Genomic DNA, 14,714 nt, shown 5'->3' with positions numbered 1-14,714 from the left:
TGAACTGGCGAGAGAGTAGGTGCTGATGGGCGATTGACCAGCCCCCGGGGCGCGGATCAGTCCCCCGCCCGGAACGCATCCGCGATCCGGCGCAGCGTGCCGTCGCGGCCCACCACCAGCACGTCGAAACGCAGTTCCGACCCGAACCAGGCGGGCTCTTCGGCCATCAGCGCCTCGGCCGCGGCGAGCAGGCGGGCGCGCTGGCGGGGCGAGACGGTCTCGGCCGCCTCCGCCGCCCGGGCGCGCGCCTTCACCTCGACGATCACGGTGAGATCGCCGCGCCGGGCGACGAGGTCGATCTCGCCGGCCTGGGTACGGCGGCGGCGGGCGAGGATCACGAACCCGTCAGCCTCCAGGGCGGAGGCGCAGCGCGCCTCGGCGTCGCGGCCGTAGCCCTCGGCGCCGCGACGGCGCGACGATGGCGCTCGACTCCCGGGCGGTTTATTGCTAGTCTGCATCATACCGCTCGCATGACGGCCGGGAGCGGCGAACGCGGAGGGCCGGTGCATGACGGACTGGACGGAGGTCGCCCGCCGGGTGATCGCTGCCATCCCGGCGGAGCAGCTTCGTGGTGCCGTACTCTATCTCGACCGTCGTGTGATCGAGCCGGGTAAGGCCGTCTCCACCGGCCGCGATACGCTCACCGCCGGGCAGCCATCCGCGCTCGCGTTTCTCGATCTCGCGCCCGAGGCGAACTGGGGCCATCGCTGCCGCTATCTGCTGATCGATCTCGTCACCGGCGCCGTGCAGGGGACGGACGCGACCCATCCGCCGTTCCTGCGTGGCGCCGCGCCGACGCTGCACGCGATCGCCAAGGGTGCGACCGTGCCGGACTGGACGCTCGCCGCCCCCTTCGATCCCCCCGACTGACGCCTCGCGCGCCACGCATCCCCACCCATGCCGGGGAAGAGGAGAACAGGACCCATGGCACTCGTGACGAAGCCGGAACCCATCGCCCCCGAACCCCCCGCGGTCAGGCGCGCGATGGAACTCGCCGTGCGCGCGCTCTCGCCGCGCCAGGTCGAGACCACGAATCTCTCGGTCGTCACCACGCCGATCATCGCCGGCGCACGCGTGCTGGCCTACCGTCAGGCGATCCCGATCGCGCAGGACAGCATCGTCGTGTTCGCCGACGAGATGCCGGGGGCGAACTGGTCGCATCCCTGCCGCTACATCCTGTGCAACGCCAGGACCGGCGAGCCCTACACCGAAATCGCCGCCCGCTTCCCACCGGAGATGCGCACGCCGAAGATCGCGCTGCGCACCTTCCACGAGCCGATCGCGCTGCGCCCGGGCCTCTACTGGCCGATCCGCCCGCGCCCGGGCTGCTTCAAGCGCGTGCCCAAGGGCAAGCGCTATGCGATCCTGTTCTCCGGCGCCTCGAACGCGCGGCACGTGAACGACATGGAGTTCCTGTACCGGACATTGCGCGACCATTACGGCATGCCGGATGCCGACATCATCTGCCTGAACCACGACGGCACGCTGAACTACAACGGCAACCCCAAGCCGATCGCCGCCTGGCCGGGCGACAACACCGCCTACCGCATGCCGATCAAGGGCAAGGGCACCAAGGCCGATCTCGACGCGGCACTCGACGACATCGCCGCGCGCCTCAAGCCCGAGGATTCGCTGCTGATCCACACCAACAACCATGGCGGCTGGGGCGGCTGGGGCAAGTCCTATCTCTGCGTCCAGTCCGGCGCCGACTACTTCGCTGCCGACTTCGCGGCGAAGCTCAAGACCCTGCCGAAGTTCCGCTGCCTCGTGGTGATGATGGAGCAGTGCCACGCCGGCGGGTTCAACGCGCCGATCATCGCCAACAGCCCTGCCCAGTACACCTCGGTCGCCTCGGCCACCGTCGAGGACCAGTCCTCCTGGGGCAATGCCGAGTTCGACTTCTTCGCGCGCGACTGGATCGCGGCGATGGCGGGCCACACGCCCTATGGCGGCGCTCTTGCTTCCAACCCCGACAGCAACGGCGACGGCACGATCAGCGCGCGCGAGGCCTACGACTACGCCGACTCCATCCACTACAGCGGCGACACGCCGAACTGGAGCCAGTCCTCGGCGACCGCGCGGACCTGCCACCTCGCGCAGCGCTACGGCTGGGCCTGGACCTGGTTCTGCCCGATCGTGATCGACCTGCTCTACCCGGTCTGGGAGAAGCTGCCGATCCCGGAGTTCTACGACCGGTTCCGCAAGGGCATCGCACCAGTGCTCGACGAGTTCGAGGTGGCGATGGAGAAGGACGCGGCGGCCGCGCGCGGCGCGCTCGAGAAGCGACTCAAGGAGGCGATCGCGCGCACCTTCTGATCGCTACTCCGCCGCCGGGCGCAGGTCCGGCGGTACCACCGTCGCCGCGATCGAGGCGTCGAGACCCTCGTACTCGCCGAGCCCGATCGTGGCGTAGAGCTCGGCGCGGGTCTGCATCCGGTCGAGCACGTGCATCGTGCCGCCGTCGCGCCGGATCGCCGCGTAGAGTTCCGCCTGGGCCTTCGCCGCGACCCGGAGCGAGGAGACCGGCCAGATGATCATGCGGTAGCCGAGCGCCTTGAACTCGGAGGCGGTGAGGTAGGGCGTACGGCCGAACTCGGTCATGTTGGCGAGCAGCGGCGCGCGCACGGCCTCGGCGAAGCGGGCCAAGTCGTCGCGGCTGGTGAGCGCCTCAGGGAAGATCGCATCCGCGCCGGCGTCGAGATAGCGCCTGGCGCGCTCGACCGCGGCCTCGAACCCCTCGACGCCGGCGGCATCGGTGCGCGCGATCACGTAGAGATGGCGCGCGGCACGCTTCGCCGCCGCGACCTTGGCCGCCATCTCGGCGGGCTCGACCAGTTTTTTGCCGTTCAGATGCCCACACTTCTTGGGCAGTTCCTGGTCCTCGATGTGCACCGCTGCCGCACCCGCATCCTCGAAGGCGCGCACCATGTGCATGGTGTTCAGCACGCCGCCATAGCCGGTGTCGCCGTCCACCAGGATCGGCAGGCCGGTGGCGCGGCTGATCGTGCGGACGAAGAAGCAGACGTCGTCCACCGTGATGATGCCGAGATCGGGAATGCCCATGGAGGCGGTCATCGCCGCGCCGGAGAGGTAGAGCGCCTCGAAGCCGGCGCGCTTCGCCAGGATCCCGGCCATCCCGTTGTGTGTACCGGGAATCTCAAGGATGCCGCCGCGGCTCACCAGGGCGCGGAACCGCACGCCCGCCGGTTCGCCGGGCAGTCCCTCCGCCGTGAGATAGGTCATCGCGTCCTCCGGTCGCTGTTCGCATCAGCGATAGAAGATCAGCGTCAGCAACGCAAAATTCGGGATCAGGAACACGGTCGCCCAGCCGACATAGCCGAGGAAGGAGGGCATCTTCACGCCCTGCTCCTCGGCGATCGCGCGCACCATGAAGTTGGGCGCATTGCCGATGTAGCTGTTCGCCCCCATGAACACGGCGCCGGCCGAGATCGCGCCCAGCACCGGCGCGAGCGGTCCCATGAGCGCCTGCGCGTCGCCGCCGGCGAGGTTGAAGAACACGAGATAGGTCGGCGCGTTGTCGAGGAACGAGGACAAGAGGCCGCAGAGCCAGAAATACATCGTCGGGTCGGGGTTCCCGTTCGCGTCCGAGGTGGCCGCGACCAGTGCGGCGAGGGCGCCCTCGCGCCCGGCCTGCAGGATTGCGATCGCAGGGATGATGGTGACGAAGATCGCGGCGAACACCTTCGCCACCTCGATCATCGCGCCCCAGGTGAAGCCGTTGGCGTTGCGCACCAGCGCGGGCGTCGCCCAGATCGAGTAGGCGGCGATCGCCAGCATCAGCACGTCGCCGACCACCACCTCGATGGCGATGTGCTGCTTGAGGAACGTCACCGCGCCGGGGTGCCACACGCCCTCCATCAGCACCACCAGCACCACCATCAGCAGCAGCGGGATGTTCACCCCGCCCTGGATCCGCAGGGGCTCGGCGGCTTCGGGCGTCTCGCGAATCTCGTCGGGTTCGCGGTGGAAATAGCGGCTCTCGATCTGGTGGTAGATCAGCAGCAGCACCGCGGCCAGCACCAGCATCGGCGCGAACAGGTGCTGGGTCGGCCAGAAGAACGCCACGCCCTTGAGGAAGCCGAGGAACAGCGGCGGATCGCCGAGCGGGGTGAGCGAGCCGCCGATGTTCGATACGAGGAAGATGAAGAAGACCATCGTATGCGCGCGATGCTTGCGGTCGCGGTTGGCGCGCAGGATCGGGCGCACCAGCAGCATCGAGGCGCCGGTGGTGCCGGTCAGGCTGGCGATCGAGGTACCGAAGGCGAGCAGGGCTGTGTTGGTACCGGGCGTACCCCGCAGCGTGCCCGCGAGGTGTACCCCGCCGGCGACCGTGAACAGCGCGAACAGCAGGATCAGGAACGGCACGTATTCGAGCAGCGCCGTGTGCAGCACCATGTCGGTGATCGGCTCGGGGCCGAAGGTGAATGCGGCCGGAACGACGAAGGCGAGCGCCCAGGCGAGCATCACGAGGCCGTAGAAGCGGTGCCACCAGTGCGGCGAGATCAGCGGCACGATCGCGATCGACAGCAGCACGCCGGCGAAGGGCAGCACCCACCAGAGGGAGAGCGCGCGGCCGTCGACGCCCTGCTCGGCAGCGTCGGCCGGGGCAGCCGCGATCAACACGCCGAGCGCGATCAGCACAGGCACGACTTTGCGGAAGGACATCGGCACCCGGCGGGCAAGGAAGGCTGGGGCACGACGGTAGCGCAACGCGATGACGTCGCAAGGGTCGCTGCGCGGCGAAACGCCAAGGCGACGCGGCGTTTTTCGTTGGATTCGTCGCGCTCGTGAACTAGACTTAATCTGGCTGCATCATTGCGTGGGGGCACTGCAATGATCGTCACGCGCACGGGACGGCGCCGCGCTGTGATCCTTACCGGATTGTCCGGGATGCTCTGTGCTGCGAGCGGCATCGCCGCGGCCACGACGCCTCAGCGGGGGCGGGCCCCGACCGAGGGGACGACGCCCGGCGCCGGCGCACGGCCCTCGCCCGCGACGCCACCGCGCGATGGGCCACCGCCGCTGCCCGCGCGCGACCAGCCGCCGCCGCTGCCCGACCGGCCGCCACCGCCACCGTCCGTCATGTTCCATGTCGAGCGTGGCGGAGCCGCCGAGGGCCCGTTCACCTTGAACGACGTCGCCGCGCGCATCCAGGCTGGCCAGATCACCCGAGACACACTGGTCTGGAAGCGCGGCACCCCCGCCTGGCAGCGGGCCGGAGAGGTGCAGGAGCTCGCCGCACTGTTCGGGGCGGCGCCGCCCGAGCAGACGGTCCGCGACTTCCGTCAACTCATGGTCGGCGCCTGGCACATCCCGCACGCCATTCAGGGGCCGATGGGACGGTTGAACGTCATGATCAACATCCGCTGCACGCCCGACGGGCAATATACCGGGATCATGCAGAGCCAGGTTGGTCCTGGCGGACCGGTATCGATGCCGATCGCGGGCACATGGAGCACGACCCCGCTCTCCGATCGCCAGTTCGCGCTGACGCTGACCTCCGGGTACACGTCCGACACCTACACGTTCGAGGTCCTCGATCGGAACACGCTGCGCAACGAGGGCGTCGGCATGCTTGCCCGACGCGTCGGGCGCTGAGGCCCGACCGAACGGAACGCCCCGCCCGTTCCGGGCATCGGGGCGGCGCGCCTTGCCGCTCCCCGCCTCGGTGGCTATGGTCCGGCGCCCTATAACGCGCAGGATGACCCCCCGATGGACATGACCGGCGAGCGGCGCATCCCCGCGCCGCGAGAGACCGTCTGGCAGGCGCTGAACGACCCCGAGGTGCTGAAGGACAGCATCCCCGGCTGCGAGCACATCGAGAAAGTGTCCGACACCGAGATGACCGCGCGCGTCGCCGTGCGGATCGGGCCGATGAACGCGCGTTTCGCCGGCAAGGTGCATCTCTCGGATCTCGACCCGCCGAACGGCTACACGATCTCGGGCGAGGGCCAGGGGGGGGTCGCGGGCTTCGCCAAGGGCGGGGCCACGGTGCGGCTTGCCGATGACGGGCCGGGGGCGACGCTGATGACCTACGACGTCAAGGCCCAGGTCGGCGGCAAGATGGCCCAGCTCGGCGCGCGGCTGATCGACAGCACCGCGCGCAGCATGGCCGACCAGTTCTTCGATCGCTTCGCCGCCCGTGTCGGCGGCCCGCCGCCGGGTGCCGAGGCGGCCGAGGCCGCGCCCGTGCCCGCCGGTCCCGCACGCGTCCCGTTCCCGGTGCCGACCGAGATGTTCGGCCTGCCCACCTGGGTCTGGCTCTCGATCGGTGCCTGGGTCGCGATCGTCGGCCTGATGGTGCTGTGAAGGGGCTCGGCCTTCCCGTCTGGGTCGCGCTGACAGTGCTGTTCGTGCTGGGTCTGCTGGCGCTGGGCCGGATGCTGGGCTGAGACGAGAGATGGACGCACTACCCCTTCCCGTGGGCGTGGACGAGACGCTCGGGCTGCTCGCCCGCGGCGACTACGTCGCCGACCGCGCGCTCGCCACCGCGGTGCATCTCGCGCTGAGGATGCAGCGACCGCTGTTCCTCGAGGGCGAGGCCGGGGTCGGCAAGACCGAGATCGCCAAGGTGCTGTCGAAGACACTCGGCCGGCGCATGGTGCGGCTGCAGTGCTATGACGGGCTCGACCTCGCCTCGGCGCTCTACGACTGGAACTACACCCGCCAGCTGCTCGAGATCCGGCTCGCCGAGGCCGCCGGCGAGCGCGACAAGGACCGGCTGGCGAAGGGCATCTTCGACCGCCGCTTCCTGATCGAACGCCCGCTGCTGCAGGCGATCAGCCCCGAGGGCGGCCCGGCGGTGCTGCTGATCGACGAGCTCGACCGCGCCGACGAGCCGTTCGAGGCGTTCCTGCTGGAGCTGCTCGCCGACTGGCAGGTGACGATCCCGGAGCTCGGCACGATCCGCGCCGCGGACCCGCCGGTGGTGGTCATCACCTCGAACCGCACGCGCGAGATCCACGACGCGCTGCGACGGCGCTGCCTCTATCACTGGGTCGATTTCCCGGACGCGGCCCGCGAGCGCGCGATCCTGGCGCTGAAGGCGCCGCAGGCGGCCGAGAAGCTGTCGTTCCAGGTGGTCGCGTTCGTGCAGCGGCTGCGCGAGATGGACCTGTTCAAGACCCCCGGTGTCGCCGAGACCATCGACTGGTGCGGCGCGCTTGCCCATCTGGACGCGATCGAGCTTGATCCCCAGCGCGTGGACGAAACGCTCGGCGTGCTGCTCAAGTACCAGGACGACATCGCGCGCATCCGCGGCGAGCAGGCGGCCGCGCTGGTCGCCGAGGCGAAGGCGGGATGACGCGTGCCCTCACCCTGTCCCTCTCCCGCACGGTGGGAGAGGGGACGCAACGTCGCCGCCGGGTCCCCTCTCCCACGCCAGTGGGAGAGGGTCAGGGTGAGGGCCTCGCCGCGACGAGCCTCCCATGATCCCTGCCGCCGAGGGCGGCGGCCGCCTTCCCCTGAACGTGCTGCATTTCGGCCGGATGCTGCGCCGCGCCGGCCTGCCGGTCGGCCCCGGCCAGGTGATCGAGGCGCAGCACGCGCTGCTGCACATCGACCTGACCCGCAAGCGCGACGTGCACGCCGCGCTGCGCGCCGTGATGGCGACGCGCCACGAGCACTGGAACGTGTTCGACGCTGCCTTCACGCTGTTCTGGCGCAACCCGGACCGCAACATCGCCGAGAGCATCATGGCCGCCCTCGACGGGCTGCGCCGCCCGGCCGAGCCGCAGAAGCCGAAGGCGGGCGCGCGCCGGGCGGCCGAGGCGATGGCGCCGCAGACCCGGCCGAAGGAGCCACCCCGCCCGCCCGAGGAGGAGCAGCGCATCGAGGCACGCCTCGTCGCCTCCGCCGAGGAACGGCTGCGCCGGATGGACTTCGAGGCGATGAGCGAGGCCGAGATCCGCGCGGCGCGTGCGGCGATCGCCCGTCTGACGCTCCCGCTCGATGCGATGCCCTCGCGCCGCTTCCGGCCCGATCCACTCGGGCCCCGCGCCGATCTGCGCGAGACCCTGCGCCGGTCCTTGCGCGAGGGCGGCGCGCTGGTGGAGATCGCGCGCCGCCGCCGGCGCACCCGCATCCCGCCGCTCGTCGCGCTGTGCGACATCTCCGGCTCGATGGGCCGCTACGCGCCGATCCTGCTGCACTTCCTGCACGCGGTCGCCTCCACCCGCACGCGCACCCACACCTTCCTGTTCGGCACGCGGCTCACCAACGTCAGCCGCGCCTTCCGCCATCGCGACCCCGAGGCGGCCTTCCAGATGGTCAGCGCCATGGTGCCCGACTGGTCCGGCGGCACGCGCATCGGCGAGGCGATCGCCCGCTTCAACCGCGAGTGGGGCCGGCGCGTGCTCGGCCAGGGGGCGACCGTGCTGCTGATCACCGACGGGCTCGACCGCGAGGGGGGCGCGGGGCTCGCCGAGGCGATGGAGCGGCTGCACAAATCCTGCCGCCGCCTGATCTGGCTGAACCCGCTGCTGCGCTTCCAGGGGTTCGAGCCGAAGGCCACAGGGATCAAGGCGATGCTGCCGCACGTGGACGACTTCCGCCCCGCGCACAATATCGACAGCATCCAGGGGCTGGTGCACGCCTTGTCGGCCCCCCAGGCCAGGAGGACGGCCGCATGACCGGCGATACCGAGGACATCCTGACGACCGCAGGACAGTGGGTGGCGGACGGCGAGACCGTGGCGCTGGCGACCGTGGTCGAGACGTGGGGCTCGTCGCCGCGCCCGGCCGGTTCGCGCCTTGCGGTCACCGCGTCGGGACGCATGGCCGGCTCGGTCTCGGGCGGCTGCATCGAGGGCGCGGTGGCGGACGCGGCGCGCGAGGTGATGGCGAGCGGGACGCCAAGGGTGCTGTCCTTCGGCGTGACCGACGAGCGCGCCTGGGAGGTCGGGCTCGCCTGCGGCGGCAAGGTGAGCGTGCTGGTCGAGAAACTCGGATGACGCCGACCCTGTTCCAGGCACTCCAGGCCGCGCGCAAGGCCAAGCGTCCCGTGCTGCTGGCGACCAGGCTGCCGGACGGCGCGCAGGCGCTGCTCGGACCCGACGGCACGCATGGCGCGAACCTGCCCAAGACGGTGGTGGCGGCGGCGCAGCAGGCCCTCGCCGACGACGTCGCGCGCACGGTCGAGGTCGAGGGCGCGCGGTGGTTCCTCCATCCCCACAACCCGCCGCTCCGGCTGATCGTGGTCGGCGCGGTGCACATCGGGCAGGCGCTCGCGCCGATGGCCCCGCCGCTCGGCTTCGCCGTGACCGTGATCGATCCGCGCCGCTCCTTCGCGACCGACGAGCGCTTCCCCGGCGTGACGCTCGACCACCGCTGGCCCGACGAGGCGATGGCGGAGCTGAGACCCGACAGCCGGAGTGCGGTGGTGACGCTGACGCACGATCCCAAGCTGGACGATCCCGCGCTCGATGCCGCGCTGCGCTCGGATGCGTTCTACATCGGCGCGCTCGGCTCCCGGCGCACGCACGCGGCACGGCTCGCGCGGCTCACGGAGCTCGGACATTCCCGCGAGACGCTGGCGCGCATCCGTGGGCCGATCGGCCTTGCGATCGAGGCCGAGACCGCGCCCGAGATCGCGCTCGCGATCATGGCCGAGATCGTCGCGGTGCGCCGTCGCGCGCCCCTGGTTTCCCCCGCACGCGAGGCGGCATGACGTTCGGCGAAGAGGCGGTCGAGGACGCCGCCGGCGCGATCCTCGCCCATTCCGTCAAGGCGGGCGGGCGGATGCTGAAGAAGGGCCGCGTGCTGACGCGCGAGGACGCCCTCGCGCTCGCCTCCGCCGGGATCGCGCGCGTGATCGTCGCGCGGCTCGAGACCGACGACGTCGCCGAGGACGAGGCGGCCGACCGGCTCGCCGATGCCTGTCTCGGCCCGCTGCTCGCACGCACCCGCGCTGCGACCGGCCGGGTGAACCTCAGCGCCGGGACGCACGGGCTCCTGCTGCTCGACCGCGCACGCATCGAGCGGCTGAACCGGCTCGATGAGGCGGTCACGCTCGCGACCCTGCCGCCCTGGAGCGTGGTTCAGCCGCGCGACATGGTGGCAACGGTGAAGATCATTCCGTTCGCGGTCGATCGTCGCATCGTCGCCGCGGCGGCTGCGATCGCGCGCCAGGGCGGTCCGCTGCTGGAGGTGCGACCCTTCACCGGCCGCGAGGTCGGGCTGGTGCTGACGCGGCTCGCCGCGACCAAGGAGAGCGTGCTGGACGGCACGGTGGAGGCGACGCGCGACCGCGTCGTCGCGCTCGGGGCCGAGCTGCTGCCGGAGGAGCGCTGCAACCACGACACGGCCGAGGTCGCGGCCGCGCTGAAACGGCTGAAGGATGCCGGCGCGCGCATCCTGCTGATCGCCGGGGCGTCGGCGGTGGTGGACCGGCGCGATGTCTGCCCGGCCGCGATCCTGCGCGCGGGCGGCACGATCCATCACTTCGGCATGCCGGTCGATCCGGGCAACCTGCTGTGCTTCGGCGCGATCGACGGCATCCCCGCCGTGGTGCTGCCGGGCGGCGCGCGCCGCCCGAAGCTGAACGGGGTGGAGTGGGTACTGCAGCGGCGGATGGCCGATCTGCCGCTCGGCGCGCGCGACATCATGGACATGGGTGTGGGGGGTCTGTTGAAGGAGATCGAGCTCCGCCCGCTGCCGCGCGCGCGCGCCCCGGACGAGGACCAGGGCCCGGCGCCGAAGCGCGGCAGCCGCATCGCCGCGCTCGTGCTCGCGGCCGGACGGTCGCGCCGGATGGCGCCGCTGAACAAGCTGCTGGTGAAGGACCGCACCGGCAAGACCATGATCGCGCGCGTGGTCGACAACGTGCTGGCGAGCCGCGCGCGCCCCGTGATCGTGGTCACCGGCCACGAGGCCGAGGCGGTGCGTGCCGCATTGCCGGGCCGCGAGGTGGTGTTCGTGCACAATCCCGACTACGCGCAGGGGCTTTCCTCGTCGTTGCGCGCCGGGGTCGATGCGCTGCCGCCGGATGTCGACGCGGCGCTGGTCTGTCTCGGCGACATGCCGCTGGTCACCGCGCCGATGCTGGACCGGCTGATGGCGGCGTTCGATCCCGACGAGGGCCGCGAGATCGTCATGCCGACCTTCCGCGGCAAGCAGGGCAACCCGATGCTGTGGGGAAGACGCTTCTTCGCCGCGGTGCGCGGCGTGACCGGCGATGTCGGCGCGCGCCACCTCGCCGGCGAGCACGCCGAGGCGGTGCACGAGGTCGAGATGGCCGACGACGCGGTGATGCGCGATTTCGACACCACCGAGGCGCTGGCCGGCGACCCGCGCGCGGCCAAGGGATGACACCGCCTGCGGGGATCGCGCTGACCCTCGCGACCGAGCCTGATCCCGCGATCGTCGATGCGCTCGGCGAGGCCCTTGCGACATTCAACGAGTCGGCGGCGGGTCCAGCGGAGTCCCGCCCGCTCTGGATCATCGCACGCGACCCCCGGGGGCATCTGGCCGGGGGCCTGCGCGGGCAGACCTTCTGGCACTGGCTGTTCGTCGCCTGGCTCTGGGTGGACGAGGCTCAGCGGCGCCAGGGGCTCGGCGCGGCGCTGCTGCATGCGGCCGAGGACGAGGCCCGGCGGCGCGGCTGCATCGGCGCCTATGTCGACACCTACAGCTTCCAGGCGCCCGGGTTCTATGCGCGCCAGGGCTACACGCCTTTCGGTCGGCTGGACGATCTGCCGCCCGGCGGGTTCCGCACCTGGTTCGCCAAGCGGCTCTGATCAGGCCGGGGGCTTGCAGAACGCCTCGTAGAGCGACTTCAGCACGCCGAGGGCCGGGCCCTCGGTGATCGTATAGTAGACCGACGTCGCGACGCGGCGGTTGCGCACCAGCCCCTCGGCGCGCAGCCGCATCAGATGCTGGCTGACGACCGTCTCGCGCACGCCGATCCGCTCGGCGAGCGCGCCGACCGAGCGCTCGCCGTCCACCAGCGCGCACAGGATCTTCAGCCGCACCGGGTTGGCGAGCGACTTGAGGAGGTCGGAGGCCGCCTCGGCGCGTTCGTCGAGCGCGGCGGTGTCCATCATTGACGTGTCCATGACCGCTTCCGCGCCAAGCGTGTGCCTGCCACAAGGTTCTTGCCTTCGCATATACGAAGGCATATCTTCGCGCCCAAGAATGTCGCCAGCCGCGCGCGATGCGCAAGTGAAGGGATGCCGCATCATGATACGCCTGACGGACAGGGCCTGGTCGCCCTACCTCACCGGTGCGCTGATCGGGCTGCTCCAGGTGCCGGCCTTCCTGCTACTCGGTACCGCCCTTGGCGCCTCGTCCTCCTACGTGACCGTCTCGGCCTCGATCGCGGAACTGGTCGACCCGGCCATCCGCAGCCTCGCCTATGCCGGCAAGTATCTCGACGGCGCGAAGAACTGGTGGCAGGTCGCGCTGGTCGGCGGGATCGCGCTCGGCGCGCTGCTGTCGGCGAGCCTCTCGGGCACGCGCCGGTCCGGCATCTCGCGGGTCTGGACGCGCTCGCTCGGCACCTCGAACCCGGGCGTGCGCTTCGCCCTCGCCTTCGCGGGCGGCTTCCTGCTGCTGTTTGGCGCCCGCCTCGCCGATGGCTGCACCTCCGGCCACGGCATTTCCGGCATGGCACAGCTCGCCGTCTCCGGCTTCCTGGCCGTGGCCGCCATGTTCGCCGGCGGCATCGCCACCGCGACGCTGCTGCGCGCGCTCCGCTGAGCCGAGGGAGAGCGAACGATGAGCATCCTTGCCGCCATGGCCGCGGGCCTCGCGATGGGCGTGGCCTTCGGGTTCCTGCTCGAGAAGAGCCGGGTGTTCGAGCCAGGCGTGATCCTGGGTCAGATGCAGCTGAGGAACTTCCTGATGCTGCGCATCTTCCTCGCCTCGGTCGCCTCCGGGCTGATCGTGTTCGCGCTCGGCACGCTGACGGGGATGATCCCGACGCTCGACCCCAAGGCCGTGCTCTACGGCGCCCAGCTCCTGGGCGGCTTCGTCACCGGGGTGGGCATCGCGCTCGCCGGCGCCTGCCCGGGCACCGTGCTGGCACAGGTCGGCGTGGGCTACCGCGACGCGCGCGTCACGCTGCTCGGCGGGCTCGCCGGCGCGCTCACCTTTGCCTATCTCGAGCCCGTGCTGCGGCCGGTGCTGCTCACCGGGTCACCGGGCAAGCTGACGCTGCACGGCCTGCTCGACCTGCCGTTCTGGCCGCTCGCGCTCGGCTTCGCGGCACTGCTGATCGGCGCGCTCTACGCCCTGGAACGCTGGCGGCCGTGGCGCGCGGAGCTCGGCACCGACGCCGACGGCGTGCTCGCTCCGCCGGCGCCGCCGGTCGAGGCCGCGCCGGACGGTGCCGAGCCGGCGCGACGCTGAGCGAACCGCCGCCTGGGCGCGGGTCAGGCGAGCGCGGCCTGTACCCAGCGCGCCCAGGCGAGCACCGCCGCGTCGTCGCCGCGCCGCCCGACGATCTGGATCCCGAGCGGCAGCCCGCGCGGGCCGAGCCCCGCCGGCACGGTCACGCAGGGCACGCGCAGCGTGGTCCAGAGGAAGTTGAACGCCGGATCGCCGGTCCAGCCGATCCCTTCCGGAGCCTCGCCGGGCGCCGAGGGCGTGACCAGCACGTCGAGCCCCTCCAGCGCCGGTCCGAAGGCAAGGTTGCAGCCCTGGGCAACCTTGCGCGCCTCGTCGAGCCGCTCGGGCGGCCACGCGAGCGCGGGCAGGTGACGCTCCTTCAGCCCCGCCGAGAGCAGCGGCGCCTGGGTGGTCAGCTCCCAGCCCAGCGCGCGTGCGGTCTCCGCCACCATGATCGCGGGATGCGCATCCACGAGCGCGGCGAACGAGGTGGGGAGTTCGCGCTCAACCACGGCTCCCCCGGCCCGGTTCAGCGCCGCCGTGACGTCGCCCCAGAGCGCCTGCGTCTCCGGCAGCGCGGCCGGCCAGGTGGGCGAGCGGCAGAGCCCGATGCGCGGAGGCCGGCCGGGCGCCCGGTCCGGATCGCCGAGGTCGCGACCCGAGACCACGCCGGCGAACAGCGCGCAGTCGGCGACCGAGCGCGCCATCACCCCGATCGTGTCCAGGCTGTCGGACATCACCTTCATGCCGGCGCGCGAGATCGTCCCGTAGCTCGGCTTGTAGCCGACGATCCCGCAATAGGCGGCCGGGCGGATGACGCTGCCTGCCGTCTGGGTGCCGAAGGCAAGCGGCACCATGCCATCCGCGACCGCGGCCGCCGAACCGGAGGAGGAGCCCCCCGGCGTATGGGCAAGGTTGAGCGGGTTGCGCGTCGGGCCCGGGGCGCGGACGGCGAACTCGGTGGTCACCGTCTTGCCCATCACCACCCCGCCGGCGGCGCGCGTCCAGGCGACCGCGGCCGCATCGGCGCGCGGACGGAACCCGGCATAGATCGGGCTGCCGTAGCCGGTCGGCAGATCGGCGGTGTCGAGCACGTCCTTCACGCCCACCGGGATCCCGCCGAGCGGTGCCGCCGGGTCCGTCCGCCGCGCGGCCGCGCGCACCGCCTGAGGCTCGTGCGCGACGAACGCCCGCACGAGCGGATCGCGCTCGGCGATCCGGGCCAGGCACGCCTCGGCCAGAGCCTCCGGTGTCAGACGGCCGGCGCCAATCGCCGCCCGCGCCGCTGCCGCGGTCAACCGCCACGCCTCGTCCATGCGTATCCCCCGCCCCCTGCCGCCGGACCCCGACGGCATACACAAGCGTGCG

The 14,714-nt window shown here is 71.7% G+C and carries 17 protein-coding genes; 12 read left to right on the top strand and 5 right to left on the bottom strand.

Annotated features, from left to right (window positions below; all coding sequences use genetic code 11):
* Window positions 1–56: 56 nt before the first annotated feature.
* The gene (locus tag ACTIFU_RS04675) at window positions 57–461 is read right to left on the bottom strand and encodes a YraN family protein (protein ID WP_439577127.1); all 405 of its coding nucleotides are present in this window, start codon (window positions 459–461) and stop codon (window positions 57–59) included.
* A gap of 46 nt (window positions 462–507) precedes the next feature.
* On the opposite strand from ACTIFU_RS04675, the gene ACTIFU_RS04670 reads away from it, so the two are divergent.
* Together ACTIFU_RS04670 and ACTIFU_RS04665 are read left to right on the top strand one after the other, a co-directional pair.
* Entirely contained in the window at window positions 508–870 is a 363-nt protein-coding gene (locus ACTIFU_RS04670; RefSeq protein ID WP_439577126.1) for a hypothetical protein, read from the top strand.
* A gap of 54 nt (window positions 871–924) precedes the next feature.
* Window positions 925–2,316 (top strand): C13 family peptidase, encoded by a 1,392-nt coding sequence (locus tag ACTIFU_RS04665; RefSeq protein WP_439577125.1) that lies wholly within the window; start codon window positions 925–927, stop codon window positions 2,314–2,316.
* Window positions 2,317–2,319: 3 nt separating this feature from the next.
* On the opposite strand, the gene prpB is transcribed toward ACTIFU_RS04665, so the two are convergent.
* A complete protein-coding gene (gene prpB / locus ACTIFU_RS04660) occupies window positions 2,320–3,243 on the bottom strand; it encodes a methylisocitrate lyase (protein ID WP_439577124.1) in 924 nt (307 codons plus the stop codon).
* 24 nt (window positions 3,244–3,267) lie between these two features.
* Window positions 3,268–4,686, bottom strand: coding sequence for a sodium:proton antiporter (locus tag ACTIFU_RS04655; protein WP_439577123.1), 1,419 nt, complete (start codon window positions 4,684–4,686; stop codon window positions 3,268–3,270).
* Window positions 4,687–4,911: 225 nt separating this feature from the next.
* Between ACTIFU_RS04655 and ACTIFU_RS04650 the strand changes: the two genes are divergently transcribed.
* The 8 genes from ACTIFU_RS04650 (at window position 4,912) to ACTIFU_RS04615 (ending at window position 11,755) form a co-directional block, all read left to right on the top strand.
* Window positions 4,912–5,619 carry a DUF4339 domain-containing protein gene (locus ACTIFU_RS04650; RefSeq protein WP_439577122.1) on the top strand — a complete coding sequence of 236 codons (708 nt, stop codon included), beginning with the start codon at window positions 4,912–4,914 and terminating at the stop codon, window positions 5,617–5,619.
* 114 nt (window positions 5,620–5,733) lie between these two features.
* Window positions 5,734–6,330 (top strand): SRPBCC family protein, encoded by a 597-nt coding sequence (locus tag ACTIFU_RS04645; RefSeq protein ID WP_439577121.1) that lies wholly within the window; start codon window positions 5,734–5,736, stop codon window positions 6,328–6,330.
* Between the two features lie 91 nt (window positions 6,331–6,421).
* Complete coding sequence (locus tag ACTIFU_RS04640; RefSeq protein ID WP_439577120.1) at window positions 6,422–7,324, top strand: AAA family ATPase; 903 nt, start codon at window positions 6,422–6,424, stop codon at window positions 7,322–7,324.
* Window positions 7,325–7,448: 124 nt separating this feature from the next.
* On the top strand, window positions 7,449–8,651 hold the full coding sequence (locus tag ACTIFU_RS04635; RefSeq protein ID WP_439577119.1) for a vWA domain-containing protein: 1,203 nt from the start codon (window positions 7,449–7,451) through the stop codon (window positions 8,649–8,651).
* Window positions 8,648–8,971: an XdhC family protein gene (locus ACTIFU_RS04630; RefSeq protein ID WP_439577118.1), complete on the top strand. Its 324-nt coding sequence runs from the start codon at window positions 8,648–8,650 to the stop codon at window positions 8,969–8,971. The genes ACTIFU_RS04635 and ACTIFU_RS04630 overlap by 4 nt, the downstream gene beginning before the upstream one ends.
* Window positions 8,968–9,687: an XdhC family protein gene (locus ACTIFU_RS04625; protein WP_439577117.1), complete on the top strand. Its 720-nt coding sequence runs from the start codon at window positions 8,968–8,970 to the stop codon at window positions 9,685–9,687. The genes ACTIFU_RS04630 and ACTIFU_RS04625 overlap by 4 nt, the downstream gene beginning before the upstream one ends.
* Window positions 9,684–11,327 carry an NTP transferase domain-containing protein gene (locus ACTIFU_RS04620; RefSeq protein WP_439577116.1) on the top strand — a complete coding sequence of 548 codons (1,644 nt, stop codon included), beginning with the start codon at window positions 9,684–9,686 and terminating at the stop codon, window positions 11,325–11,327. The genes ACTIFU_RS04625 and ACTIFU_RS04620 overlap by 4 nt, the downstream gene beginning before the upstream one ends.
* Entirely contained in the window at window positions 11,324–11,755 is a 432-nt protein-coding gene (locus ACTIFU_RS04615) for a GNAT family N-acetyltransferase (RefSeq protein WP_439577115.1), read from the top strand. Before ACTIFU_RS04620 ends, ACTIFU_RS04615 begins: the two co-directional genes overlap by 4 nt.
* Here ACTIFU_RS04615 and ACTIFU_RS04610 read toward each other — a convergent pair whose 3' ends face one another.
* Window positions 11,756–12,073 carry an ArsR/SmtB family transcription factor gene (locus tag ACTIFU_RS04610; RefSeq protein WP_439577114.1) on the bottom strand — a complete coding sequence of 106 codons (318 nt, stop codon included), beginning with the start codon at window positions 12,071–12,073 and terminating at the stop codon, window positions 11,756–11,758.
* Here ACTIFU_RS04610 and ACTIFU_RS04605 point away from each other — a divergent pair.
* Both ACTIFU_RS04605 and ACTIFU_RS04600 read left to right on the top strand, forming a co-directional pair.
* Window positions 11,994–12,716 carry a YeeE/YedE thiosulfate transporter family protein gene (locus ACTIFU_RS04605; RefSeq protein ID WP_439577113.1) on the top strand — a complete coding sequence of 241 codons (723 nt, stop codon included), beginning with the start codon at window positions 11,994–11,996 and terminating at the stop codon, window positions 12,714–12,716. The two genes, ACTIFU_RS04610 and ACTIFU_RS04605, sit on opposite strands and share 80 nt — an antisense overlap.
* A gap of 18 nt (window positions 12,717–12,734) precedes the next feature.
* The gene (locus ACTIFU_RS04600) at window positions 12,735–13,367 is read left to right on the top strand and encodes a YeeE/YedE thiosulfate transporter family protein (RefSeq protein ID WP_439577112.1); all 633 of its coding nucleotides are present in this window, start codon (window positions 12,735–12,737) and stop codon (window positions 13,365–13,367) included.
* A 23-nt stretch (window positions 13,368–13,390) separates the two neighbouring features.
* Here ACTIFU_RS04600 and ACTIFU_RS04595 read toward each other — a convergent pair whose 3' ends face one another.
* Window positions 13,391–14,662 carry an amidase gene (locus ACTIFU_RS04595; protein ID WP_439577111.1) on the bottom strand — a complete coding sequence of 424 codons (1,272 nt, stop codon included), beginning with the start codon at window positions 14,660–14,662 and terminating at the stop codon, window positions 13,391–13,393.
* Between the last annotated feature and the right edge of the window lie 52 nt (window positions 14,663–14,714).

This window comes from Elioraea sp. (assembly GCF_051860475.1).
Taxonomy (GTDB): Bacteria; Pseudomonadota; Alphaproteobacteria; order Acetobacterales; family Acetobacteraceae; genus Elioraea.
This window is presented reverse-complemented; position numbering and strand designations above follow the sequence as displayed.